Annotated in this window: 13 protein-coding genes; 6 read left to right on the top strand and 7 right to left on the bottom strand. The window is 68.0% G+C overall.

Translation table 11 applies throughout. The features are described 5' to 3' along the window. Nucleotides 1-16: 16 nt before the first annotated feature. Genes ABD231_RS19130 through ABD231_RS19115 form a run of 4 tightly spaced genes read right to left on the bottom strand, consistent with a single transcriptional unit; the run spans nucleotide 17 to nucleotide 5137 of the window. On the bottom strand, nucleotides 17-1657 hold the full coding sequence (locus ABD231_RS19130; RefSeq protein WP_344153364.1) for an AAA family ATPase: 1641 nt from the start codon (nucleotides 1655-1657) through the stop codon (nucleotides 17-19). Then, the gene (locus ABD231_RS19125) at nucleotides 1657-2304 is read right to left on the bottom strand and encodes a helix-turn-helix transcriptional regulator (protein ID WP_344153361.1); all 648 of its coding nucleotides are present in this window, start codon (nucleotides 2302-2304) and stop codon (nucleotides 1657-1659) included. Before ABD231_RS19125 ends, ABD231_RS19130 begins: the two co-directional genes overlap by 1 nt. Further along, entirely contained in the window at nucleotides 2301-3560 is a 1260-nt protein-coding gene (locus ABD231_RS19120) for a hypothetical protein (protein ID WP_344153358.1), read from the bottom strand. The genes ABD231_RS19125 and ABD231_RS19120 overlap by 4 nt, the downstream gene beginning before the upstream one ends. Further along, complete coding sequence (locus tag ABD231_RS19115; RefSeq protein WP_344153355.1) at nucleotides 3557-5137, bottom strand: AfsR/SARP family transcriptional regulator; 1581 nt, start codon at nucleotides 5135-5137, stop codon at nucleotides 3557-3559. Before ABD231_RS19115 ends, ABD231_RS19120 begins: the two co-directional genes overlap by 4 nt. A gap of 61 nt (nucleotides 5138-5198) precedes the next feature. Between ABD231_RS19115 and ABD231_RS19110 the strand changes: the two genes are divergently transcribed. From ABD231_RS19110 to ABD231_RS19085, 6 genes are all read left to right on the top strand, one after another. Next, nucleotides 5199-5864, top strand: a complete 666-nt coding sequence (locus ABD231_RS19110; RefSeq protein ID WP_344153352.1) for a response regulator transcription factor — start codon at nucleotides 5199-5201, stop codon at nucleotides 5862-5864. Beyond that, complete coding sequence (locus ABD231_RS19105) at nucleotides 5861-7123, top strand: sensor histidine kinase (RefSeq protein ID WP_344153349.1); 1263 nt, start codon at nucleotides 5861-5863, stop codon at nucleotides 7121-7123. The genes ABD231_RS19110 and ABD231_RS19105 overlap by 4 nt, the downstream gene beginning before the upstream one ends. A gap of 68 nt (nucleotides 7124-7191) precedes the next feature. Continuing rightward, nucleotides 7192-8154, top strand: coding sequence for an AAA family ATPase (locus tag ABD231_RS19100; RefSeq protein ID WP_344153346.1), 963 nt, complete (start codon nucleotides 7192-7194; stop codon nucleotides 8152-8154). Nucleotides 8155-8181: 27 nt separating this feature from the next. Continuing rightward, nucleotides 8182-10170, top strand: coding sequence for a fibronectin type III domain-containing protein (locus ABD231_RS19095; RefSeq protein ID WP_344153343.1), 1989 nt, complete (start codon nucleotides 8182-8184; stop codon nucleotides 10168-10170). A gap of 6 nt (nucleotides 10171-10176) precedes the next feature. Then, nucleotides 10177-11313 (top strand): DUF58 domain-containing protein, encoded by a 1137-nt coding sequence (locus ABD231_RS19090; RefSeq protein ID WP_344153340.1) that lies wholly within the window; start codon nucleotides 10177-10179, stop codon nucleotides 11311-11313. Further along, on the top strand, nucleotides 11310-13595 hold the full coding sequence (locus ABD231_RS19085) for a transglutaminase TgpA family protein (protein WP_344153337.1): 2286 nt from the start codon (nucleotides 11310-11312) through the stop codon (nucleotides 13593-13595). Before ABD231_RS19090 ends, ABD231_RS19085 begins: the two co-directional genes overlap by 4 nt. A 370-nt stretch (nucleotides 13596-13965) precedes the next feature. Here ABD231_RS19085 and treZ read toward each other — a convergent pair whose 3' ends face one another. The 3 genes from treZ to glgX are packed head-to-tail and all read right to left on the bottom strand — an operon-like array spanning nucleotide 13966 to nucleotide 20211. Further along, nucleotides 13966-15687 carry a malto-oligosyltrehalose trehalohydrolase gene (gene treZ, locus ABD231_RS19080; RefSeq protein WP_344153334.1) on the bottom strand — a complete coding sequence of 574 codons (1722 nt, stop codon included), beginning with the start codon at nucleotides 15685-15687 and terminating at the stop codon, nucleotides 13966-13968. 4 nt (nucleotides 15688-15691) lie between these two features. Beyond that, nucleotides 15692-18097 carry a malto-oligosyltrehalose synthase gene (treY, locus tag ABD231_RS19075; protein WP_344153331.1) on the bottom strand — a complete coding sequence of 802 codons (2406 nt, stop codon included), beginning with the start codon at nucleotides 18095-18097 and terminating at the stop codon, nucleotides 15692-15694. After that, entirely contained in the window at nucleotides 18094-20211 is a 2118-nt protein-coding gene (gene glgX, locus ABD231_RS19070; RefSeq protein ID WP_344153328.1) for a glycogen debranching protein GlgX, read from the bottom strand. The genes treY and glgX overlap by 4 nt, the downstream gene beginning before the upstream one ends. Nucleotides 20212-20243: the final 32 nt, after the last annotated feature.

Here is a 20243-nt window from a genome sequence, read left to right as displayed (position 1 = left end):
CCAACTACCCCGCTCCTCAGGACACCCCGGCAGCAGCCAGTACGTCGTCCGCCAGCAGCTCGCGGAGTTCGTCCGTGGTCGGCATCCGGCCGAGCAGCCGCAGCCTCTGGGACTGGGCCTTCCGCATCCCCTCGACCAGTCGCCGCGCCTCGCGCGCGTTACCGAAGTTGGGTCCGTCGGCGATCCGATCGAAGTACGACGTCAGTGGCACCCCGGCCGCCGGATCGAGCAGGTAGTCACCGCCGGCGACCATCCGATCGGTGATCAGCAGCAACTCCTCCGCCGAATAGTTCTCGAACTCGATCGTCTTCGAGAACCGTGATCCCAGACCGGGGTTGGCGGCCAGGAAGTCGGTCATCTCCACGGTGTAGCCGGCGACGATGATCGCGATCTCGTCGCGGTGGTCCTCCATCAGCTTCACCAGCGCGTCGATCGCCTCCTGCCCGAAGTCACCGCCGTTCCCGGCCGAGCGCGACAGAGTGTACGCCTCGTCGATGAACAACACCCCGCCGAGCGATTTCTCGAACACCTGGGCGGTCTTCTCCGCGGTATGCCCGATGTACTGCCCGACCAGGTCCCGCCGCGACACCTCGGTGAAACCACCGTCCGGCAGCACCCCGAGCGCCTTCAGCAGCTTCCCGTACAGCCGCGCGACAGTCGTCTTCCCGGTCCCAGGTGCCCCGGCGAAGATCAGGTGGTGGCTGACCGAGCCGACCGACAACCCCGCCGTACGACGCCACTCGTTGACCTGGATCTCGTCGACCAGCGCCCGCACCTCCGCCTTCACCCCCGGCAACCCGACCATCTGGTCGAGGTCCCCGAGCAGCTCGTCGATCGGACCGCTCGATGCGGCCGTGAGCGGGCTCGCCTCGATCAGTTCGACCGTCGCGCCGGCCGCGATCTGCACGGCGGGTTCGGCCGTGTTCGACGGTCGCAATCCTTCGATCGTGCCGCCGCACTCGGGTCCCACCGTGACCGCGGGTCCACGCGTGTCATGCACGCTGACCCTCCGGATCACCGGCGTACTTCCGTGTGCGACCCCGATCCCCTCGGCGCCGGTGTTCGCGATCTCGAGGTCGGACAGCGAGGGTCGGCTGTATTGGTACACGTAGATCCCACGCCCACCACACCCGCTGACCGCGCCGCCGCTGACCACCGGATCGGCACCCAGCGCGAAGACCATGCCGTCACCCGACATGTCGCGCACCACCGTCTCGGTGATCTCACCGCCCACACCCTCGACGATGATCCCGGTCGCGGCACCGCTCACCGTGCACTGCTCGATCCGCAGCCCCGGACCTGCGTGGACGCTGACCGCCGGCCGCGAACCACCGCTGATCGTGCAGCCCACCAGGTTGAGCGCCGCCCGCTCGGTCGAAACCGTCAGATTATCGGCCGAGCGGACGACTAGATCGTGGAGTGACAGCGAACCGTCGGCCGCCCGGATCGTCGGCCAGTCCGCCCCCGACCCGTCGATGACCACCTCGGCGCCGGCCTCGGCGCGCAGAGTGATCGAGCGTCCGTTCAGTTCCATCGTCTCGGCGTAGGTGCCGGCCGCGATGACCACCGAGGCACCGTCCGGAGCGTCGAGCAGGGCCGCGCCGATTGTCGGGTAGGCCCCGGGGCGATCCGCCGCGACGGTCAGGATGCGCGACATCAACTCGCCCGTTCCAGCAGCCAGCCACGGTCGGCCGCCTTCACACCAGCCTGGAACCGGCTCCGCGCGCCGAGCCGATGCATGATCTGCGCGACCATCCGCCGTACCGTCCGCACCGAGATCCCCAACTGCGCCGCGGCCGCCTCATCGGTGGCACCGAGCCCGAGCAGCCGCAGCATCTCACGCTCACGCATCGACAGGTCGGTGTCGTCCGGAAGGTCGTCGGCAGCCAGCGGTACGGCGTCCGGCCAGACCCGCTCGAACAGTTCGACCACCGTGATGACCACGCTGGACAGCCGCAGTACGGCGACGCTCCCGTTGGCCGAATCAGCCGGCAGTACGGCGACGTGGCCGTCGATCACCAGTGCGTTCATCGGCACCAGCGGCATCGTGCGGACCGCCGTACCGGCCATCGACATGGCCCCGAGGTGGCGGCTCAGGTTCGGCGTCGTGCGCGCGGTGTCGGGGTAGATCGCGCGGTAACGCACACCGTGCTTGACATCGCGCGGCCCGAACGCCGGACCGGCCGGAGTGAGGTTGCTGAGGGCAATGACCTCGTCCTTGGCGCCGGCCAGCAGTTCGGCGATGGCACCCTGAGCAGGGACATGATGAAAACCGGTCGGCCGGTTGATAAGCGTGACAGTCATAACGAGACCCCCAAGGGAAGCGTTGCGGCGGCGCCTGATGCGTGGCGGCCGTTGAGGCGTTCTGGCTCGACACCGAAGGAGCGGGCCAGGGTGGTGAGAATGGACGTCGCCGAGTCGAGGGTGGCGGGATGTGCCGCGGCCAATCGGAGGACGACGTCGTGACGGGCTGAGGTGGTGTTGCCGGCGGCCGCTGTGACGGTGACGGCGATGGTTTGTGCGGCGCCGGTTCCGGTGCCGAGCAGAGTGCCGACGAGCGCCTCGAGTGTTGCTGCGGGCAACGAGGCCGAGCCGGTGAGGCGGACGGTCAACTGGTGGACGGGTCCGCAGGCCCAGGTTGACCAGTGTTCTTGGAGTTGACCGCGGCCGGCGTTGGCGTGGGCGAGGGCACCGATCGAGGCGAGTACGTCGGACTCGTCCAGGGCCAGGTATTCGACCTGCTCCCGGTCGAACCGCCGTACCAACCGGCGAACGGTGTTGGCGACCACCTGACGCAACTGCTCGTCGGTGGCGATATCCGGCGTCCGCTCGGCGGCGACGGCGATCCAGGTTCGCGGCTTCTGGTTCTGCTTGAGGCCGGCGTGGAGGACCAACTGCAGTCCGACGCCGACCGGCTGTTCGTCGGCCGCCTCGGCGAGCGAGGCGAGCTGCGGGAGGAGCCGGTACTGCGCATCCGGGCCGAGTCTGAGCGCGACACTGACGCCGGCGGGGCGACTGAGTACGCCGTACGGCTGTTCGCGCACGGTCACGATGTCGGTTGTCGTCCGGCCGAGGAGTGCACTGACCAGGTTGATCGCGATGCTGTCGCCAAGGTCGATCCGGCGGCGGCGCAACGCGAACAGCAGCAGGATGCCGATCCACCGGTACAACCACTGTCCGCGAATCCGAACCGCCGTGAGCAGCACCAGCGATACCGCGGCTGTCGACGTGAGGATCAGGGTTGTCCGCGAGCCGGTCGTCGCGGCGGCGACCATCACCAGCGCAAGCTGCCAGCACACGATCTGCCCGACCCGAACCGCGCGGTCCGGTCGCTCGACCGGGTCGGCGACGATCTCCGGCGCAGGCGGCTGGACAACGATCCCGTAGTGCGCCGCCGGACCGATTGCCGGTGCGGGAGCCGCGACCGGTGCCGGCGGCAACTTCACCGACGGCTGCGCCGCAGGTACGCCGACCGCCGTGGCCTGCGGAATGCGTGCTGTAGCAGGCGTTGCGGTGGATTCGCGATCGGCGACCGGTGCGGCCGCAGCCTGGGACCTCATGCGACCAACTCCGCCTTCACCCGACGCGTTTCAGTTGCCTGAAGCAACCGATACGCGTGATCGCGAGCGATCGGCAGCAGTTCGAACCGCCCCGGAGCCGACTCGACCACCAGGTTCAGATCCAGCAGCCGATCGACCATCATCTCGACCTCGTCGACCCGAACCCCAGCCAACCGCGAGGCCTGGGACAGATCGAACCCTCCCACCGTGCTGATCCGCCGATACAACTGGTGTTCCGTTGGTTCGACCAATCCGTCGAAGCTCGTGAGGAGCTCGGCGAGCGCGTGGCACCGGCCGGCCTGGTCCTCGAGCTGGGCGGTCATTCGGGCGACCGTCCACGGCTGGCGGTTGCGGATTCGTTCAGTGAGGTGGCGGATGGCGCCTGGGTGTCCGCCGGCCGACTGGAAGATCTGCGGGTTGTCGGTGAGCTCGGCGGCCTCGTTCGGGGCGAGCAGGTTGAGGGTGATTGCTCCGGTGCGGTCGAGTCCGGTCAGTCGGTGGCGGCTGATCACCAGGACCAGTGCTGCCGGGTCGTTCGGGAGGAACGACCGCACCTGGTCGGCGTGCTCTACGTTGTCCAGAATCACCAGCCCGCCGGTCGGGGCGACGACCTCACCTGCGCGAACGTCGACGTACTGCTGGGTCTCGTGGCCGGAGAGTGCGGCCGCCTCGAGCGCGAACGCCGTCTTACCGATCCCCGGCATTCCGTCGATCGTGACGACGCCGGTGGCACCGCGCAGGGACTCCAGCTCCGGTTCGCGGCCGACGAAACCGTCAACTCGCGGCAGCGGGTTCGAGCTGACCGGTCGGCGAGTGTCCTCACCCAGGATTTCCAGGTGTAGCGCGGTCAGCTCGGCGCCTGGCTCAATGCCGAGGTCGCGGACTAGCGCCGTACGGGCTCGTTGGTAGGCGGCCAGCGCGTCGTGGCGGCGTCCCACCAGGCGGTACGCGGCCATCAGGCGGGACCAGGCCAGTTCGCGCAGCGGCTCCTCGTCGGTGAGGACTCGCAGTACGGCGATCGCCTCGGACGGCTGGCCTAGCGCGAGATGCGCGTCGGCCAGGTCCTCGCGGAGGGTCCGGTGCAGTTCGGTGAGGCGGTCGACGGCTGACGCAGCATCCTCGGTGAGTCCGTCGTACGGGCAACCGCGCCAGAGGTCGAGCGCCCGCCGTACGACGGTCACCGCCTCGGCCGCGGATCCGCGGGCCAGCAGCGCGCGGGCCTCGTCGCCCAGGGCGGATGCGGTGTCGGCGTCGAGCTCGCCAGCGAGGACGCGGACCCGGTACGCGCCCGGGCGGCTCTCGATCCGGTCGTCCGGGAGCGCCCGGCGGAGTTGCCAGACGTAGGTCTTCAGGTTGTTCTGGGCGGAGGCGGGTACGTCGCGGCCGGACCAGACGGCGTCGATGAGTTGCTCGGTGCTGACCCAGGCGTTGCGGTGCAGCAGGAGCAGGGCCAGCACGGTGGCGGGTTTGCCGCCGCCGACGTCGATCTGGGTGCCGTCCGGGCCGTCCACCTCCAGCGGGCCCAGCACGCGGAAGGCCGGTGACAGGGCCGGTGAGTGCGCTGAGTGACCGTTCATGACACATACGATCCGGGGTGACGATGACATTTCGATGACACAGAATCGGTGAGGGGTCCCCGTGCGGGTATTGGTGGTCGAGGACGACCCGGAGCTGCAGGTCGCCGTACCGGCCGCGCTGCGGTCGGCAGCGCTCGCGGTCGACCTGGCCCGCACCATCGCCGACGCCGACGAGGCACTGTTCGTGAACGCCTACGACTGCGTGGTCTTCGACCGGATGCTGCCCGACGGCGACTCGATCGGGTACGTTCGCAGCCGCCGGCAGGACGGCTGGGCGGTCCCGGTGCTGTTCCTGACCGCGATGGACCAGCTGGCCGACCGGGTCGACGGGTTCGAGCACGGCGGTGACGACTACCTGGTCAAACCGTTCGCGGTCGAGGAACTCATCGTCCGGGTGCTCAGCCTGAGCCGGCGCGGCCCGACCATCCGGCCGCCGATCCTGCGGTACGCCGACGTTGAGCTCGACACCGGCCGTCGCGAGGTCCGGCGGGCCGGCGTCCTGGTCACCCTGCGAGCGAAGGAGTTCTCCGTGCTGGAGTTCCTGATGAGCCGGCCCGAGCAGACCGTCTCCCGGACCGACCTGATCGAACACTGCTGGGACGCCGCCGCGGACCCGATGTCGAACGTCGTCGACGTCACCATCACCCGGCTGCGCGCCCGCCTTCGTGGTGGTCCGGACCTCATCCAGGCCGTCCGCGGCCGCGGCTACCGCCTGATCCAGCCGTGAAGGGCCCCGCCGCCGACCGCCTCCGCCGCCTCCGCTGGTGGCTGACCGCGGTCTTCACCGTCGCCAACACCATCGGCCTGCTCATCCTGGCGCCCGTCGTCATCCGCCAAGACGCCCAACGCGACGCGGCGACAGTCGATGCGGAGCTGGGCTTGGTCACGGCGCCCGTCCTGCGCCTGGCCAGTGGCAGCAGCACCGGAACCATCAACTTCGCCGAGGTAACCCGGGACCCGCTCTACGGAAAGTGCCCGCAGTTCGCGATCCTGTCCGGCGGGTCCAACGGTGCGGCACCGATCCGAAGCACCCGCGATTGCACACCGGTCGACCTGACCGTTCTCAGCGAGGTGGCCACCGCAGCAACCCTCGCGGACAGCGGTGTGGTGTTTGCAGACCGCACGTCGGTGGCCGGGCAACCGGTGCGGATCAAGGCCGAGGCCTTCAAATTCAGCGACAGCAACGAAGGTGGCGCCGTACTGGCGTGGGCAGGAACCCAGAAGGAGGCGGACGCACATCAGCAACTGGTGTGGGTGGTGCTGGCTTTGTGTGCTGGGTTGATCGCTGCCGCCGCGGTGGCCAGTTACTGGTTGTCGGGGCGCGCGATTCGGCCGGCCATGGCTGCGCTCGAACAGCAGGAGACCTTGCTGGCCGAGACCGCCCACGACCTCCGCACGCCGGTCGCGGCACTGCGGGCACTGGCGGAGACCGCCGTACGGGATCCTGGTCAGCGAGCCGAACTCCTCCCGCGCACAGTCCGGCTGGCCGGCCGGATGGGCGACATCATCGACGGCCTGCTCGTCCGCGCCCGGCTCGCAGCAGGCGTGGAACAGCTTGCGGTGCAGCCGGTCTGGCTCGATCAGCTGGTGGCTGGGGTTGTCGACGACTTCCCCGCCGACGGCGCCCGGATCTCGTTGGTGACGGCACCGAGCATGGTGCGCGCGGATCCGACTCTGCTGCAACGGGCCGTCGGCAACCTTCTCGACAACGCGCTGCGGCATGGACGGCTCCCCGGAGCCACCGAAGCGATCATCACCGTCACGGTCGCTGACGGCCGGATCACCGTGGCCGACCAAGGTCCCGGGATCGATCCGGAGGTCGGCGAGGATCTCTTTGAGCGCTTCAACAGTGGCGGCGGTTCGAGCGGGCTCGGGTTGTCGATCGTGCGCTGGGTCGCGCTGTCCCACGGCGGCGACCTGAGGGTCTACAACGGCGACGAAGGCGGCGCGATCTTCGAGTTCCAGTTGCCCACAGAACGGCAGTAACAGGACATCTGGACCGGAGCTGTACCGGAAGCCGCTAGCCTCGGCGAGATGCTGAGGGGAGTTGTTTGATGAGCGCGACTGTTCCGCCGGGTGAGGCGTACCGGCTGGTGGCCGACAACCTGGGCAAGGTGATCCACGGCAAGCCGGAGGTGATCCGGCTGGCGCTGACGGCGCTGTTTGCCGAGGGCCACCTGCTGATCGAGGACGTGCCGGGTCTCGGTAAGACCACGCTGGCACGCTGCATCGCCCGCAGCATCGACGCGACCTGGAACCGGATCCAGTTCACCCCGGACCTGCTCCCGGGTGACATCACCGGTGTCATGGTCTACCACCAGGGCAACGAGACGTTCGAATTCCATCCGGGTGGCATCTTCGCCAACGTGGTGGTCGCCGACGAGATCAACCGCGGTACGCCGAAGACGCAGTCGGCGCTGCTCGAGGTGATGGCCGAGCGCCGGGTGACCGTCGACTCGAACACCCGCGCGGTCCCGGATCCGTTCCTGGTCATCGGCACCCAGAACCCGATCGAGATGGAAGGCACGTACCGGCTGCCCGAAGCACAGCTGGACCGGTTCCTGATGCGGATCGAGATCGGTTACCCCGATCACGACGCCGAGGTCCGGATCGTGCTCGGCGACACCGGCCGGATCGGTCCGGACACCCTCAGCCCAGTGATCGACGTACCGGCTTTGCGGAACGCGATCGCCGCCGTCCGCTCGGTCCACGTCGACCCCGCGATCAGCTCGTACGCCGTCAAGCTCGCCGCCGCGACTCGCGAACACACCGCGGTCCGGTACGGCGCCAGTCCGCGCGGGAGTATCGCGTTGGTCCGGGCCGCGCGGGCGTACGCGGCGACGGACGGGCGCGCGTTCACGACCCCGGACGACGTCAAGCAGGTCGCGCAGCCGGTCCTTGCGCATCGTCTCGTCCTCACCCCGGATGCCGAGCTGAGCCAGCGGCCGCCGGCCTCCGTGGTCGACGAAGTCCTCGCCGCGACACCGGCGCCGACGGCAGGCGTCAACGCAGGCTGACACCTGCCAGCAACGGGGAGGACTGCGATGCAGATCATCGGGCGACGCAAGGCGGAGGACGGCGAGGCTGCCGTTCCGCAGTGGCGTTCGCGCGCCACGCTCGCCGGCGTCGTCGCGGTCTGCGTCGTGGCAACCACCCTGGCCGTGACCACGGCCGGTGCGGATTCGTCTGGGCAGAAGTTTCTGCAGTCCGGGCACCTGATCTACAACAGCACCATCGGCGCGGTCTTCCACATCGACGGCGGCAGCAAGCGCGCGGACGGCTCGGTGCCGGTTCCGGGGCTCGCGCCTGGAACCCAGGCTGTGCAGACCGATACCCGGGGATATGTCCTGGCGCGCGGCAGCATCACTGGCTTTGAGAAGTCGACGCTGCGGGTCGATGGTCCCGAGGTCTCGCCGTCGGATGAAGTGCCCGTCGGCCTCAATGCTGCCGGGGTCGCGTACGTCGTCTATCGCGCGGCGGGATCGATTGTCCGCCTGGGGCCGACCGCTTTGACGTTGGGCAACAACAACGCGCTCGGGCAACCGGTCGTGACGCCCGATGGGACGCTGTGGGTGCAGCGGCTGGTCAGTGGTGAGCTTTGTCAGTTGCCTGCGCAGGCTGGGCGGCTGACCTGTCCGGCCGAGCTTCAGCACGGCAACGTCGGCTCGCTGGCTGTGGTTGGCGATCAGGTTGTGTTCGTCGACACCACTGCCAGTCAGGTACGCACGGTCTCCGCGTCTGGGCTCGGTCGGCCGCTGGAGATTCCCGGGGTGACGTTGTCGCCGCAGTCGATCGTCGCGCCGAACGACGTCGACGGGCGGATCGCGATCGTCGAGCCGGGCAAGTCCCGGTTGCATCTGGTCGACACCGCGGCGATCACCGGGAAGCCCACCGCCGGGTCGGCGACGGTCGAGAAGGCCTTGCCGCCTGGCAAGTTCACTCAGATCGCGTCGTCCGGGCATAACCTTGCGCTGGTCGACGAGAGCGGTAGCAAGCTGGTCACCTTGGATGCTGACGGCAACCAAAAGGACAGTCGGCCGATTCCGGGTCCGTCGGAGAAGGTCAAGCCGGGTAAGGACGATCGGCCGCTGCTCGTGCGCGGTGCGGATCAACGCCTGTACGTCGATACTGTCGGCGGGGAGCAGGCGCTGGTGGTGGACCGGGACGGCTCGGTGTCCGATCCGGTCCCGGCGTCGGGGCCGACCAAGAACCCGACGGCACCGGTCAAGCCTTCGACGACTCCGACCACCAGTAAACCGCCGGTACCGGATCCGAGCGTTCCGCCGCGGCGCACGATCGACCCCGGCGGCGACAAGACGACTCCACCGCGCCGGGTCGAGCCGCCACGCCGTACTGAACCTCCACGTCGGGTTGAGCCACCGCGCCGTGCCGAACCGCCACGGACTCAGCAGCCGACCCAGCAACCCACCCGTCGGCCGACGCCTCCGCCACCGCTTGTGGCGACACCGGCCGCGGCACCGCTCTCCTTGCGTGCGGTCGCGGGCAATGGGCGGGTGACACTGACCTGGAAGCGGCCGAACCTGAACGGTGGCACGTTCCTCCGCTACAGCGTCTTCCGGGTGAACGACAGCGACCCCAACACGACGACGTCGGCGCGCTACACGTCCACCGGTTTGAAGGACGACACGCGGTACACGTTCCAGGTCCGTACTGTCACGCGCGGTTCCGACGGGAAGACGCTGATCGGGGCTGCCGCGACTGTCTCCGCGACGACGAACGAAGGCGCGCAGCCGTCGATCCGGATCCGGAAGGGCCCTTTGTACACGGGTGAAGCCGCCCAGTGTGACAACCCCAGCTACTGCTACTACATCCACATCACCGCCACCGGTCTGAAGCCCAACGCCACCTACACGTTCGCGGGCCACACGTCGAACTACGGCCTGCTGCACAGCGACAGCCTTCAGGTCGGACCGAACGGCAGCCTGACCGTCAACAAGTTCTACAACGACGACCGGGGTGGCGACGTCTGGGTGACGGTCGGCGACTACGAATCAAACCACGTGACCTGGTAGGCGGAGATGAGACTGACCGGGCGTGGAATCGCCGTACTGCTGGGCTCGATCGCGTTGTATGCGTTGGGCGAGCTGGCCGGGTATGCGCTCTTCCGGGCGCTGGCCGGGATCGGGCTCGGTGCGGTGCTCGCCGCCGTCGTGCTGACGTTGCGGCAGCCGCAGGTGACGGTTCAGCGGGTGTTGTCGCCGGATCGGGTCGAACGCGGTCGGCCGGCGCTCGCGACGCTGCGGGTGCGGAATGAGGGGACACGGCGGCAGGCGTCGTTCTCGGCGCGGGACTCCGCGGGGGCAGCGTGGAAGGAGGTTCGGGTTCGCCAGCTCGGTCCTGGGATCGAGGCGACGTACCGGTATGAGCTGCCGACCTCGCACCGCGGTCGGATCGAGGTTGGTCCGCTGACGCTCGAGCGGCGGGATCCGCTCGGGCTGACCCGAAACAGCAAGGCAACCGGTGAAGTCGGCACCCTGTGGGTGCACCCGCGGCGGCACCCGACCAAGACCGTCGTCGCCGGGCGTCCGCGGCACCATCACGTCGGCCGTACGGCGGACGACTCACTCCGGGGTTCGGCCGATCTGCGCGATGTTCGCCCTTACGTGGTCGGCGATGAGGTCCGCCACCTGCACTGGAAGGCAACCGCGCGCACCGGCCAACTGATGGTCCGCGACTACGCCGACCCAGACCAACCGCGGTTGACCGTGCTACTAGACACCCGTACCGAACCGTTGCCCGAAGCCACTTTCGAGGAAGCTGTCGAGGTAACCGCCTCAATCCTGTTCGCAGCCTCCACCGCCGGCCACCGCTGCCGCTTCGTCACCACCGCCGGCGCCGACTTCGCCGCGCCAGGCGGTGCGGTCGCGTCACGCATGTTCCTCGACGAACTGTGCATCGTCCAACAACGCGACGATCGGTCAGCCCTGGTACCACCCGTCCTCACCACCGGTACGTCGGCCGGCGGCGCGATCGTAGTCGTCACCGGCGCCCGAGGTTCCGCCACCGACCTGGCCCCCCTCCTCACCCGCTATTCATCAGTAACCGCCATCGGCCTAGGCCCCCTCCAAGGAGTAGCTCCCATCCTCGGAGCCCAAGTAATCCTCGCCACCACCGCCCAAGAAGCCCTAACCCAGTGGACCGGAGTACTCCGATGAGCCGGGCGGAGAACGCGGCGAAGGCCAGCCGGCTCGCCTCGGCAGCGGATGCGGCGAAACCCGGGCGGGCTACCGCGGCGGCGAGGCCCGGGCGGCCTGCCTCGGGGGTTGAGGCGGGGAGGGATGGGCGGACTGCCTTGGCGGCGGCTCCTCCCGCGAACACTCGTCGCACGGTGGCGGGGTTGGGTGGGGTTCTGCTTGGGGGGCTTTGTTTTGCGCCTGTGTTTGGGGTGGGGCATCTGTGGTTGCCGGTTGGGTTGGTTTGTTTGGTGTCGGCGGTTGTGGCGGAGGTTTGTCGGCGGCGGGTGGGGTTGCTTGGTTGGCGGCCGTTGTTGGTGGTGGTTGCCGGGGTGCTGGCGATTGTCGAGTCGGTGCTTCAGGCAACTACCTTGGGTGGACTGCCGACGCTCTCGTCTATCCGCGCACTGGGGAATGGGTTGACCGCGTGGCGACTGACGCTTGAGTCGACGTGGCCGGCTCGGCCTGAACCCGAGCTGCTGATCTTCGTTCCGCTGCTCGCGCTAGTCGCCTGCGTGCTGACGATCGAATTGCTCGACCGCGCCCCACCGCTCGTCGCCCTGCTGCCCGCGATCGGTGTCGTCGGCGTGAGTCAGCTGTACGTCGCGGCCGAAGGGCTCACCGCCGTCTTGATCGCGGTTGGTTTCGGTCTGCTCGTGATCGCGGTCCTGATCTCCGACCACTTCGAGTACCGACGGGTCACCCCGTGGGCTATGACCGCGGTGGTGACGCTCGCCGCGGTTGTCTGCGGGTTCGTGGTGAGCACGATCGACCCGCGCGGGCGGACGCCGTACTCGCTCCAGCGGGTGCAGTCGGCGACAGCACCGGCAAGCCGGCAGGCGAGTCCGCTGGATGAGCTGGCCGGGCGGCTGAGCCCTTCGGCGCGGGACAAGGTCGTGTTCAAGTACCAGACCTCCGAACCAGTAGATCGCTGGCGGCTCGTCGCGCTCGACAGCTTCGACGGGGTCAACTGGACGGCCGATCACCCGCTCCTGCGGATGGGGTCCCAGCTCGCCCCCGGTCCCGAAGTACGCGTGGACACGACGACGCGGCGCGCGCTGATCCGGACCGACGATGCCTTGGAAGGCCCGTGGCTGCCCGGGCAGCTCTCGCCGGAGACCATCGGCAACGCGGCCGATCCGCAGGTCGAGCCGATCGGCAGCACGCTCGTCGTACCGGAGCGCCCCGACTACTACAACCTCGCCTGGGCCGAGCCCGACATCGACGCGGACTACCTGAGCACGGCCGGTGTCGACAGCACCGCGCCCGGCGGCCTGAACGACATGGGTCCGCTCCCACCCGAGATCGCCGACCTCAACCCGCTGGAAGGCAAGCGGGCCACGATGGCGACCGCAATCGCCCTCGAGAAGTACTTCCGCACGAACTACCGACTCGCGAGCGCGAACAGCTCACCGCCGACCGGCTACAGCTGGCCGCAGCTGAAGCAGTTCCTCGGCAAGACCAAGAACGTCGGCAGCAGCGAACAGTTCGCCGCCGCGTACGTCGCTCTGGCCCGGCAGAACTCGATCCCCGCGCGACTCGTGGTCGGCTTCCGCGCACCCGCCAAGCCCGACGCGGCCGGCTGGTACACGGTCACCAACAAAGACGCCTACGCCTGGCCCGAGGTCGCGGTCGCGGGAGTCGGCTGGTGGCCGCTCGACCCAGCCGTCGGCGCCCAGACTGGTAGCAGCACCACAAACCCGACCGGCGCCGCAGCCTCCATCACCGACCAGGCCCGCAAGTCCGTCCCAGACATCAAGAAGATCCAGGACCCCGAGACACGGCCACCCTCCGGCGACGAGGCAGACGACGCGAACTCCGGAAGCTTCCACCTCCCGCTGACCCAGATCTTCGCGGCCTCGGCGGCACTCCTGCTGCTCTGGCTGGCCGGCGTACCGCTGCTCAAGCAGCTCCGGGCACAACGACGTCGCCGACGCTCAGGCAGTGCAGCGGTGGTCGGCGCCTGGGCCGAGGCGCGGGACCGCATCCGGGCGCACGGCATCCCCGTCACCTCAGGCATGACAGTTCGCGACCTCGCCCATGCGGCTCGCGATCTGCCGGACACCGGTCCGGGCCTCGCAAGTGTCGCGCTGGCGGTCGATCACGCGCTCTGGTCCGGTGGCCCGACCACTCCGAACGTGGCCGGGCAGGCCTGGACCGGTGTCCACGCCGTCCGCCGGGCACTGCGCTCCCGGCCGTGGCTGGATCGGTTCCAGGCCGCACTCGAACTACGCACCCTGATCCCAGGGTTGCGACAGAAGTAGGTTGGTCAGGTCTGGCGGGCCGTACCAACCCTCAGAAGATGTTCAGCTGCGTTTGGGTTTGTCGTGGGCGGCGGGCCGGCGATCGTGCTGGGCCGCTGCGGAATCGGTGGTCCGTGGAGCCGGGCAGACCGGGCCGCGGGGCACCGGGCCCCCGCCGAGCCTTCGGCTCTTCCACTGTTTCTCGTCGTAATCGTAGTAGGTGTCGACGCCTCCGACTGTCATCTGTGTCCTCCCGTCGCCCCCGCTCACACTGCTGGCGGATTCCACACTCGGTTACCGGGAGTCCGGAGACAAGCGATTCCGGAAATCGACACCGAAGAACAAACTCGAACGCCGTCTTCTGTGCGTTTTCGCAGCAAATACGAGAGATTCAGCCGACCAGAACCACCGCGACCGTTTGCCCTGACATACGCACACCCGTTGCCAGCAACTCCGGTTCGCCGAAAGCCAGCAACACGTACGACGTTCCATCGATCGGCACCACCTGCTGAGAAGTACTCAGGTTCACCACCACACGCAGATTCCCGCGACTCACCACCAGCCATCCCGGACCTTCGACGACACTCACCGAACTGAGCTTGTCGTCCTTCAATTCAGGAGTGCGAGCCCGCAATGCCAGCAGGTCGCGATACCAGGTCAGCAACTCCCGATGCGGTGACTCGTCCACCTCGGACCAGTTGAGGATCGAACTACGCCAGGTCGCGGGATCCTGCGGGTCCGGGATCTCCTCGGCATCCCAGCCGAAGGCGGCGAACTCCTGCCGCCGCCCGGTCCGCACAGCCTCGGCCAGCGCCGGCTCGTCATGGTCGGTGAAGTAGCGCCACGGCGTGGACGCGCCCCACTCCTCGCCCATGAACAACATCGGCGTGTACGGCGAAGTGAGCACCAGCGCGGCCCCGATCGCATACTGCCCGGGTGTCAGCGCCGGCCGATCACCAAGAGCCCGGTTGCCGATCTGATCGTGATCCGACGTGTATGCGAGGAACTGACCACCGCGATGGGTGGTCGGATCGACCGGGCGACCCCAATCCTTCCCACGGAACGACGAGTACGCCCCGTCATGCAGGAACACCTGGGTCAGCACCTTCGCGAGCACCCCGGGCGCTGCGAAGTCGGCGTAGTACCCGGCACTCTCGCCAGTCAGCAGCGTGTGCAGCGCATGGTGGAAGTCGTCGTTCCACTGCGCAGTCATCCCCCGGCCGCCCTCAACGACCGGCTCCACCATCTGTGGGTCGTTCAGATCGGACTCGGCGACCAGTCCGAGCGGACGGCCGAGCTCTTCAGCCAGTCTGGCGGTTTCGGTCGACAGCTGGGCCAGCAGGTGCGTAGGACTCTCATCCAATAACGCATGTACGGCGTCCAGTCGCAAAGCGTCGATGTGGAAGTCGCGGAACCACCTGAGCGCGTTGTCGCAGATGAAGCGGCGTACTTCCGTGCTGCCGGTGTCGTCCAGGTTGACGGCCGGTCCCCACGGCGTGGTGTGGCGATCGGTGAAGTACGGGCCGAAGGAGTCCAGGTAGTTTCCGCTCGGCCCGAGGTGGTTGTAAACCACGTCGAGACACACGGCCAGTCCAACCTCGTGACACCGATTCACGAACGCCTGCAGGGCTTCCGGACCGCCGTATGGTTCGTGGACGGCGTACAGGTCGACACCGTCGTAGCCCCAGCCGTGGCGACCGGGGAACGCAGCCACTGGCATCAGGGAGATGACCTCAACCCCCAGCAGCACCAGGTAGTCCAGGTGATTCGCAGCCGCGGCCAGTGTCCCCTCAGGGGTGAAAGTGCCGATGTGCAGTTCATAGAAGACCGCACCGCGCACATCACGCCCACCCCACGAGCTGTCGGTCCAGTGGAAGCGGCTGACGTCGAAGACTCGGCTGAAGCCGTGGACACCCTCAGGCTGCCAAGGACTGCGGGGGTCCGGCAGGGGCTCACTGCCGTCGACGGTGTACGCGTAATCCGTGCCATGGTGCGCTTCAACCACGTCGCGCGCCCACCAGCCGTCAGCACCCGAGTGCATTGGCAGTACGCCGTCTCGCAGAACCAAATCGACCGACGAGGCCTGTGGCGCCCAGACGCTGAAGGTGTGCAAGTGCTCAGCTCCTCACGAGCAGCGCCACTGGGAGATCCTCCAGCAGCTCCTGGATCCGAGCAGCTCCACTACCCACGACCCGGCCGGTCAACACGTTCTTCCACTCACCACTCGGCAGTACGACGGTGCTGTCGCCCCAACCGCCCAGTCGATGCAGGGCGGCCGGGAGTCGAGTAGCGATCGTGATGACCGCATCACCACGCGCAAACGCGACTGCATGACCGTTAGACGTAGGCAGCGGGGTGTAACCACCGGCAAACGCCTCCGGGTACTGCCGCCGCAGCCGCAATGCCCTTGCGGTCACCAGCAGCTTCTCGTCGGACAGGTCATCCGGCCGCGCGCCCTCATCCAACCGACGCAGCCGTTCCACCCGGTCCGAGTAGTCGACCGAACGCCGGTTGTCCGGGTCGACCAGCGACAGGTCGACCAGCTCGGTCCCCTGGTACACGTCCGGTACGCCGGGCATCGTCAACTGCACCAGCTTCTGGCCGAGCGTCGCCGCCCGGACGAACTCGGTCTGCTTCGCGACAAAGCGCCGTACCGCCTCGAGCACTGCAGAGTCGCCCAGGACTGCGGTCACGAAGCCAGCGACGGCCTGCTCGTACTCTTCGTCGGTCTCGGTCCAGGTGGTGTGCCGTTTGGCTTCCCGGATCGCCTTCAGCAGGTAGGCCTGCAGGCGGTCCTCAGCGATCGGCCCGTCACCCCAGGTCCCGAACAGGGTCTGCCAGAACAGGTACTCCGTGCTTCCGTCCAGCAGCGGACTACGGTGGTCCTCCGACAGCCGCCGCCACTCACGCACGGCCTCGGCCCACGCGGCCGGCTGCTCGGACAGCACACCAAGCCGCGCCCGCACGTCTTCAGAACGCTTGGTGTCGTGAGTCGACAGCGTGGTCATCGTCCGCGGCCAGCGCCGGTTCAGCTGCGCAGAGAACGCGTGGAACTCCTCCGGTGTCACTCCGAAGTGCTCCGGATCGCCACCGACCTCGTTGAGCGAGGACAGCCTGAACCACCGGTAGAACGCGGTGTCCTCAACGCCCTTGGCCATCACCGGCCCACAGGTCTGCTGGAAACGCACGATCAGCTCATGCCGCGCGTGCTCGTCGATCCGGCTCGCAGTACCCGTCTCCCGGCCCAGCAGCAGATGCAGTACGACGTCCAGCGTCTCCTGCCGGTCCTCGTCCAGGTGCTCACGTGCCTTGGCTGCAGCGCGTTCCAACGCCCGCACCGCTGTCGGCGCCGGCTGCTCCCCCGGTACGACGTACGCGCGGTAGATGTCGAAGTGGACGAGTAGCTCGGCCACGACCTCGTGGAACGCCCGCCTGGTGTGATCACGCAGTCGAACGTCGTCCTGACAGATGCGAGCCAGCAACTCGACCAGCCGGTGCACCTCGGCGTACTGGCCGTGTTTGACGATCTCCCGCTTCGCCTCCACCACCATCGGGCTGAAGTCGGCCGGCTGGCCAGTCAGCTCAGAGTGCAGCGCAGCAAGGGGCGCTGCACCGGCAGGGTCGACAAAGAGACCGCCAACCCGCAGGAGGGCGTCATAGCCCGTCGTACCGGCGCAGGGCCAGTCGTGCGGCAGCTCTTCGTCGCCTTCGAGGATCTTCTCCACCACAACCCACGCACCGCCGGTCCGCTCGGCCAGCCGACGCAGATAGCCGCGTGGATCGGCCAGACCGTCCGGGTGGTCGATGCGGAAGCCGTTCAACTTCCCTGCGTGCAAAAGCTCGAACAGCAAGGCATGTGTGGCTTCGAAGACCTCCTGCGTCTCCACGCGAACCGCAGCGAGCGTGTCCACGTCGAAGAAGCGCCGGTAGTTCAGCTCCTCGTCAGCGACCCGCCAGTGCGCCAGCCGGTACCACTGCTCGGTCACCAGCTCCGCGATCGGCAGACCCTCCGTACCAGGCCGCAGCGGGTACTCGTGGTCGTAGTACCGCAGTACGTCGCCGTCCACCGACAGCTCGCCCTCTGCGAGCACCTGGCCGAGCCGGTGCCCCAGAACCGCCATCAGCAGCGGCTGGTTCCCCGAACCCCAGTCGACGTCGAACCACTCGGCGTACGGCGATCCCGGCCCGTCCCGCAGCACCGACCACAGCGCCTTGTTGAGCCGCGCCGGTGTCGGTACGGCGACATGGTTCGGCACCACATCCGCGATCGCCCCCATCCGGTGCTCCGCCAGGCGAGCCGACAGCCGTTCGAACGCCGGCCGGCCACCCATCGGCTCCGACAACCGGCTGTGGTCCACCACGTCGTACCCATGGGTGGATCCAGGCGCAGCCTGCAGAATCGGAGACAGGTAAGCGTGAGAGATCCCGAGGCTACTCAGGTACGGGACCATCGCGGCCGCGTCCTCGAATCCGAACTCGGCGCGCAACTGCAGCCGGTACGTCGCCTGCGGGATCTGACTCATCCGGCAGTCCGCCGGGGCCGGGTCAACACCAGCATGCCGTGGTCCTCGATCCGGATCGTGCTGCCGGCCGCGTGCTCGCCGTCCTCGGACCGGCCTGTCGGTCGGACAGTGTCCACCACCACCGACCAGGACTCGCCGAACTCGGCACCCGGGAGCAGGAAGTCCTCGGGCTCGTAGTTGCTGTTCAGCAGGATCAGGAACGAGTCGTCGATCACCGGCTCACCGCGCGGATCCGGCTCGGAGATGGCGTCCCCGTTGAGGAAGACGGCCACCGCACGGGCGTCGTCGCGGCTCCAGTCGCCGTCCTGCATCTCCTTGCCGTCCGGGGTGAACCAGACCAGGTCGCCCAGCCCGTCGACCCCCTGGTCGCCGTGAAAGAACCGGCGGCGCCGGAAGACCGGGTGCTCGTTGCGCAGCCGGACCAGCTCACCGGTGAACTCCAGCAGGTCCTTCTGCTCCTCGTCGAGGTCCCAGTTCACCCAGGCGAGTTCGTTGTCCTGGCAGTAGACGTTGTTGTTCCCCGACTGCGACCGGCCGAGCTCGTCGCCGTGCGCGAGCATCGGCACGCCCTGCGAGATCAGCAACGTGGCAAGGAAGTTGCGCTGCTGCTTGGACCGCAGCTTCAGCACTGCGGCATCGTCGGTCGGACCCTCGACACCGCAGTTCCAGGAGCGGTTGTGACCTTCGCCGTCCTTGCCGCCCTCGCCGTTCGCCTCGTTGTGTTTCTCGTTGTAGGACACGAGATCCCGCAGGGTGAACCCGTCGTGCGCGGTGACGAAATTGATACTCGCCAGCGGCCGCCGGCTGTCGTCGCGGTACAGGTCCGAGGACCCAGTCAGCCGAGAGCCGAACTCGGCCAGCGTGTACTTCTCGCCGCGCCAGAAGTCCCTGACCGTGTCGCGGTACTTACCGTTCCACTCGGTCCACAGCGGCGGGAAGTTGCCCACCTGGTAGCCGCCGTCACCGACGTCCCACGGCTCGGCGATCAGCTTCACCTGGCTGACCACCGGGTCCTGCTGGACCAGGTCGAAGAAGGCCGACAGCCGGTCCACTTCATGGAACTGGCGGGCCAGCGTCGAGGCCAGATCGAACCGGAACCCGTCCACCCGCATCTCGGTGACCCAGTAGCGCAGCGAGTCCATGATCAGCTGCAGCACGTGCGGGTGCCGCATCAGCAGGCTGTTCCCGGTACCGGTCGTGTCGTAGTAGTGCGACTTGTCCGAGTCCACCAGCCGGTAGTACGCCGCGTTGTCGATGCCCTTGAACGACAGCGTCGGACCGAACTCGTTCCCCTCGGCAGTGTGGTTGTAGACGACGTCGAGGATGACCTCGATATCCGCCTCGTGCAGCGCCTGCACCATGGTCTTGAACTCGGTCACCTGCTGACCGCGGCTACCCAGCGACGAGTAGGCGTTGTGCGGCGCGAAGAAGCCGATCGTGTTGTAACCCCAGTAGTTCGTGAGGTTCAGCTCCTGCAGGTGACCGTCCTGAGCGAACTGGTGCACCGGCATCAGCTCGATCGCGGTCACCCCGAGCTCCTTCAGGTGCTCGATGATCGCGGGGTGCCCGATCCCGGCGTACGTGCCGCGGATCTCCTCCGGCAGCCCCGGGTGCGTCTTGGTCAGGCCCTTGACGTGCGCCTCGTAGATCACCGTCTCGTGGTACGCGTGCCCCGGCGGCCGGTCGTTGCCCCAGTCGAAGAACGGGTTGGTGACGACCGAGAGCATCGTGTGCTCGCGGTTGTCCATCGTGTTCAGCTCACCGGGGTTGCCGAACCGGTAGCTGAACAGCGACTCGTCCCCGTCGACTTGTCCGTCGATCGCCTTCGCGTACGGGTCCAGCAGCAGCTTGGACGCGTTGCACCGGTGCCCCTCGGCCGGGTTGAACGGCCCGTGCACCCGGAACCCGTACCGCTGGCCCGGCTGCACCGACGGCAGGTAGGCGTGGTGCACGAACCCGTCCACCTCGGTCAGCTGCACCAGCTGCTCGGTCCCGTCGTCACCGATGAGGGCCAGGTCAACTCGCTCAGCCACCTCCGAGAACACCGCGAAGTTGGTCCCGGAACCGTCGTACGTGGCTCCGAGGGGATAAGGACGACCTGGCCATTTCTGCACCAGAAGACAGTAGCCACCCCGGCACCGGATCC

This window comes from Kribbella yunnanensis, from assembly GCF_039529655.1.
GTDB lineage: Bacteria > Actinomycetota > Actinomycetes > Propionibacteriales > Kribbellaceae > Kribbella > Kribbella yunnanensis.
Note: the sequence above shows the minus strand (reverse complement) of the source record. Positions and strands in the feature narration are given on the sequence as shown.